Source organism: Terrisporobacter muris (assembly GCF_024621905.1).
Taxonomy (GTDB): Bacteria; Bacillota; Clostridia; order Peptostreptococcales; family Peptostreptococcaceae; genus Terrisporobacter; species Terrisporobacter muris.
Genome location: NZ_JANKBY010000212.1, coordinates 1 through 6,326 on the forward strand (window position 1 = coordinate 1; position 6,326 = coordinate 6,326).

The 6,326-nt window shown below is 28.7% G+C and carries 6 protein-coding genes; all 6 read right to left on the reverse strand.

Annotated elements, in window-relative coordinates:
* Positions 1-65 precede the first annotated feature (65 nt).
* The gene (gene pknB, locus NSA58_RS14030; protein WP_039678916.1) at positions 66-1,853 is read right to left on the reverse strand and encodes a Stk1 family PASTA domain-containing Ser/Thr kinase; all 1,788 of its coding nucleotides are present in this window, start codon (positions 1,851-1,853) and stop codon (positions 66-68) included.
* A gap of 12 nt (positions 1,854-1,865) precedes the next feature.
* On the reverse strand, positions 1,866-2,615 hold the full coding sequence (locus NSA58_RS14035) for a Stp1/IreP family PP2C-type Ser/Thr phosphatase (RefSeq protein WP_039678915.1): 750 nt from the start codon (positions 2,613-2,615) through the stop codon (positions 1,866-1,868).
* A gap of 18 nt (positions 2,616-2,633) precedes the next feature.
* A complete protein-coding gene (gene rlmN / locus NSA58_RS14040) occupies positions 2,634-3,665 on the reverse strand; it encodes a 23S rRNA (adenine(2503)-C(2))-methyltransferase RlmN (protein WP_039678914.1) in 1,032 nt (343 codons plus the stop codon).
* Between the two features lie 7 nt (positions 3,666-3,672).
* Complete coding sequence (gene rsmB / locus NSA58_RS14045) at positions 3,673-4,998, reverse strand: 16S rRNA (cytosine(967)-C(5))-methyltransferase RsmB (protein WP_074079181.1); 1,326 nt, start codon at positions 4,996-4,998, stop codon at positions 3,673-3,675.
* A gap of 80 nt (positions 4,999-5,078) precedes the next feature.
* Positions 5,079-5,792, reverse strand: a complete 714-nt coding sequence (locus tag NSA58_RS14050; RefSeq protein ID WP_242842693.1) for a zinc metallopeptidase — start codon at positions 5,790-5,792, stop codon at positions 5,079-5,081.
* Positions 5,793-5,806: 14 nt separating this feature from the next.
* Positions 5,807-6,326 (reverse strand): DUF116 domain-containing protein (locus NSA58_RS14055; RefSeq protein ID WP_257560601.1); only part of this gene is annotated, 520 nt, incomplete at its 5' end.

Here is a 6,326-nt window from a genome sequence, read left to right on the forward strand (position 1 = left end):
TAAAAATAAATATAAGTAAGCATAATGCTTACTTATATTTTGTTTATATGATTTAATTTTATACTTTAATCATTATCGTCATCATCATTATTTATATTGCTAGTTTGTTGATCTCCAGAATTATTGTTTCCATTTTGTGTGTTGTCTGAGTTATTATCACTACCATTGTTAGCATTGCCACCATTATTCGAATTATTATTATTATTATTCGAATTATTACCATCATCGTTATTATTACTATCATTGTTGTTATTGTTATTGTTATTTTGATCAGAATTATCATCATCAGATGGTTTTTCTTCTTCATTTGGTTTTTCTTCTGGCTTTTGACCTTTGCTTACAACCACATTAACAGTATCACCTTTTTTAATACTTCCTGCACCTGCAATTGGACTTTGATTAATCACAGTACCTTCTTTATAAATTTCGCTATAATCATAACTTACGCTACCTAACACTAGGCCATCTTTTTCAAGAATTTTCTTAGCATCTTTTAGTGCAAATCCTAATAAGTTTGGTACTGATAATTCTTCTGGGCCTAAACTTATTACTATTGTTACAGTATCTCCTTTTTCTAGCTCAGTTCCTTCTGGTGGAGTTTGAGATATAACATGATTTTTTTCTACATCTGGATCATGTCTTTCACTGATAGTTAACTTTAAATCCAAATTATTTATAGTCTTATTTGCATCTTGTAAGCTCATATTAATTAAATTTGGTGCAATTATTACATTATTATCTGTGTTACCATTTAAAAGCCCAAATCCATTAGTTACAATCCCAGCAACTCCTAATATAGCTAAAACAAGTAATCCTATTATAGCACCTTTAAATCCATTTCTTTTTTTCTTTTTAGGTTTTCTGTCATAGCTGTCAACTTCTTCTCTTTCAGGCTGAACAAACATTTCTTCTTTAGGTTCTCTTTTTTGCTCTTTACCTAAAGTTTTAAACTTATTAGAATTATCTACTACTTCAACTGGTGGCATTCTTCTTGTAGCAAAATCATCATATTGCTTAATAAAATCTAAATCTATATTCTGCTCAATATATTCAATATCTTCAATAACTTCTTCACTACTTTGATATCTATCAGTAGGATCTTTTTCTGTCAGCTTTTTAATTAAAGTTCTAATACTTTGAGGTATTTGAGTTTTTTCCTCTAAGCTAAATTCTATATCCTCATTTATGTGTTGAAGAGCTATAGAAATAGGGCTATCTCCCTTAAAAGGTACTTTTCCTAATAACATTTCATATAAAACTATTCCTAGAGAATATAAGTCTGCATTATTTTTTACCGGTTTACCCTTAGCTTGCTCTGGTGAAAAATAATGAACAGATCCTATTATACTGCCTATATTAGTCATAGTCGAATTTGTGGCAGCTTTTGCAATCCCAAAATCTGCTACTTTTACGTTTCTACCTTCACTTGATATTAATATATTGTGTGGTTTTATATCTCTATGTATGACCCCTTTTTTATGTGCAGCTCCAAGAGCTTTTGCTATTTGTTTAGTTATATCAAGAGCAGTATATTCATCTAAAGTTCCTTCAGTTTTTATAATTTCCTTTAAATTTTGTCCATCTATATACTCCATGACTATATAGTTTACTTTACCATCACAGCCTACATCATATACATTAACTATATTAGGATGAGATATGTTAGCCACAGCTTCTGCTTCTCTTTTAAATTTTGCTAAAAATTCTTCATCATCTACAAACTCTGGTCTTAAAACTTTTACAGCTACTACTCTGTTTAAAAGTCTGTCCTTTGCTTCATAAACAAAAGCCATACCTCCATCGCCAATTTTCCTTATGATTTCGTATCTATTACCTAAAATTGTTTCTCCCACAATATCACCATCCTAATCAATCTTACTTAAGATAACAGATATATTGTCCTTACCAGAATTATTATTAGCCTCATTAATTAAATCTTGGCAAATTTCTTTAATACCTTTATCTTGTTCAATAATATTTTTTATAGATTCATCTTCTACACAACCAGTAAGTCCATCTGTTGCTAAAAGTAATATATCATCTTTTTCTAATTTTTCTCTAAATATATCTACTATAATTATTTCTTCTGCTCCCATTGCTCGTGTAATTTGATTCCTACGAGGATGGCGTCTAGCTTCTTCTTCAGTTATTAAATTAGCATTTACCAATTCTTCAACTACAGAATGATCTTTAGTTATTTTTCTAAAGTCATCGTTATGCAATAAGTAACCTCTACTATCACCAACATTAGCTATAATCACATCATTTTTATAAATAACTGCCACAACTAAAGTTGTGCCCATACCTTCACAAGAATTATCTTCTAAAGCCTTTGCATAAATTTTCTTATTAGCATAATTATACCCTTGTTTTATTATATCATCTAAATAATCCATTTTTATGCCACCACTTTGAGAAATATTCTCTTTTAAAAAATCTATTATACTTTCTACTGCTATTTTGCTTGCTACCTCTCCTTTTTTATGGCCACCCATACCGTCAGCTAAAGCAAATATTCCTATACAATCATCCTCCGTTTGTATAATTTCCCCCATACAGTAGTCTTCATTATTTTTTCTAACTTTTCCCACATGAGAGTCACAATTATAAATCATAGCAATTACCCTCCTTATTTACTTGTGTTTACGTCTAAGCTGACCACAAGCTCCTCCTATATCAGATCCCATAGATATTCTAACTGTTGCCGGAATATTATTTTTTTCTAGGATATCTCTAAATTTGTAAATATAAGTTTTATCAGGTCTTTCAAAGTCTCTTTCTTCTACTTTGTTAATAGGAATTAAGTTAACATGACATAACATCCCTTTTAAAAGTTTTACAATTGCATCAGCTTCTTTTTTAGAATCATTTACACCTCTGATTAACGAATATTCAAAAGTAACTCTTCTATTTGTTTTTTGAATATAATACTTACATGCTTTTATTATATCATCTATTTTATATGCATTGGCAACAGGCATTATTTTTTTTCTCTCTTCATCAAAAGGAGAATGTAATGAAAGAGCTAAATTAATAGGTAGCTGTAAGTCAGCAAATTCATATATTTTAGGCACAACTCCACAAGTAGATAAAGTTATATGTCTATATCCTATATTTAATCCATTTTTTTCATTTACTAATTTGAAAAACTTTTTAGTGTTTTCAAAGTTGTCTAATGGTTCTCCACTTCCCATTAAAACTAAATTAGAAACTCTTTTATTAGTATCTTCTTGAACCTTCATAATTTGGTCTAAAATTTCCCACGGCTCTAAGTTTCTAATTAGTCCTTCTAATGTAGATGCACAAAATTTACATCCCATTCGACATCCTACTTGATTTGATATACAAACAGTTATTCTATCTCCATAATCCATCATAACTGTTTCAATTATATTTCCATCATTTAATTCAAATAAATATTTTTTACATTTATCTGTTTTTGATTCTAATGCTAATTCTAGTTTTATATTTCCTATATAAGATACCTCTTCTAATTTTTCTCTTAGACTTTTCGGTATATTATTCATATCGTCAAAAGTTTTAGCACCTTTATATATCCAGGAAAATATTTGACTACCTCTAAATGGTTTTTCACCTATACTTTTTAAGAATTCTTTTAATTCTTCTTCTGTCATATTTTTTAATGCCACTTTATTTGCTGTCATTTTATCACTACCTTACTCTAATTAATTTTGATATAAAGAATCCATCCATTTCATGAATATTAGGATAAATCTTCATATAACCTTTTTCTTGATTATCTAAATCAACCTTTACCTCATTAATAGGAGCTAATTCAAAGTTTTTATTCTTTTGTAAAAATTCATTTATAACATCAATATTTTCACTATCTTGTATAGTACAAGTACTATATATTAAAGTTCCACCTTTTTTTACATACTTAGATGCGTTTTCAAGTATTTTCTTTTGAATTGGTGGTAAATCTCTGAATTCTTCTTTTTCTTTATATTTTATTTCCGGCTTTCTTCTAATTATTCCAAGGCCTGAGCATGGAACATCAGCTAAAACATAATCAAATTTACCTATGCTATCTTTGTCAATCTTCATTGCATCATATTCTTCTACATTCACATTAGTAAGATTAAGTCTTTTGCAAGATGCTTTTATTAACTTTAATTTATGCTCATATATATCTCTAGATACTACTTGTCCTGTATTATTCATTAATGTAGCCATATGTGTAGTTTTCCCACCAGGAGCACTACATACATCTAAAACCAAAGAATTTTCTTCTGGATTCATAACTTTACCTACAAGCATAGAGCTTATATCTTGCACTGTAAATAGTCCTTCTTTATAAATAGAGTTATTTTCTATGTCTTTTAAATTTTCAACCTTTATAGCCTCATCCACTACACTTACCTTAGAAGCTTTTATATTTTGCTTTTCTAATTTTTCAATCAGTTCATCCCTAGTAATTTTTAAAGTATTTGTTCTTAAATAAATACTTGGTCTTTGACTATTAGCCTCTAATAATTCTTCTGTAAATTCTCTACCAAAGTGAATCATCCAGTTTCTTATCATCCACTTATCATAAGAATATTTAATAGCTAAATAATCTATATCATCTTTTACCTTTATTGCTCCTATAGTTTCTTTTTGTCTTATAACATTTCTAAGTATTCCATTAATAAATCCTGATACCTTAGAATTTTTCTTCTTAGCTAAATTTACAGTTTCATTTACCGCAGCATAATCAGATATACTATTTAAAAACATTATTTGATATATTCCCATTCTTAATAATGTTTTAACGTATATCTCCATTTTATTTGTTTTTACTTTTGATAACTTATCAATCATATAATCTATGTAATATTTATTTTCTATTACACCATATATTATTTCCGTTGCTAATCCTCTGTCTTGATTTGATAGCTCCACATCTTTAAAGTGTTTATTTATTGCCATATTCGAATAATTTTTATTCTTTTCTATATCTAAAAGAACCTTGTATGCTATTTCTCTTGCGTTCATAATTTTCTCCTTGTTGTGTCAAAATTTAATTAATTTTTGATTTGTTTTAAAAAAGGTCCTAGTAAACTAGGACCTAATTATTAATCATCACGATTATTTGCAATCATTACTAATCTTAGTAGTTGAAGAATTGCAGTAACTGCTGCCGCCACATAAGTTAAGGCTGCTGCTTGAAGTACTTTTCTACTTTGTCTTACTTCTCTATCATCTACTATCCCTAGAGATGTAAGTTGAGTTAAGGCCCTACTTGATGCATTAAATTCTACAGGTAGTGTTACTATCTGGAATAATACTGAAGCAGCAAATAATAATATACCTATTTGTAAGAAAATACCTCTTGTGAAAAATCCTAGCATTATAAATATCCAAGACATGTTTGAAGCAAAATTTACAACAGGTACTAAGCTACTTCTTATGTTTAAAGGTGCATATCCATGTGCATGTTGTATAGCATGACCACATTCATGAGCTGCTACAGCTACTGATGTTATAGATGTACCACTATAAACATCTTGTGATAATCTCAAAACCTTAGTCCTTGGATCATAATGATCACTAAGTCTTCCTCTAACCATTTCTATTCTAACGTTAAATAACCCGTTACTATCTAGTATTTTTCTAGCCGTCTCTTCACCGTTATAGCCTCTATTTGCCCTTACATTAAAGAATCTATTTGTTGTTGAACTAACTTTATATTGAGCATAGATAGTTAACAGAACTGCCGGTATTAATAAAAGCATCGTTCTATCATAATACATACCGTAATATCCTCCATAACCCATACCTGGAACCATATAAAACACTCTCCTTATTTATACGTAAAGAAACTTATTGCTTCCTCTACTTCTTTAATATTAATATTGGTATCTACACAAGGTCCATTTGGTCTTAAGTTAAAAACTCCAAGAACTGGAATTCCCTTAACATCTCTTACTCCTGATGTCAAATCTCTTTCACAAGCCACAGCTATTACTGCTTTGGGTTTATTATCAATAATAACTTTTCTTGCCAAAGTTCCTCCTGTAGCTATAAATATTTTTGTATTATATTTTTCTTTTAATTGTAGTAGCTCATTTATTTTGCACATACCACATTTTTTACAATTATCAATATCATTTGTAACTTTTAACTTACAATTATGATTTTGAATACAATGAGGAATTAAAATTATTAAATCTTCACTATTAAAACTATATTTATTACTGTAAATATAAGCATTGTTTATTTTAATAAATATTTTTCTTATTTCATCTTTAGATATACCAGCAAATTTTCCCATATTACTTATAATAGGAAATATACATCTTATTATTGTATAATTTATTCTC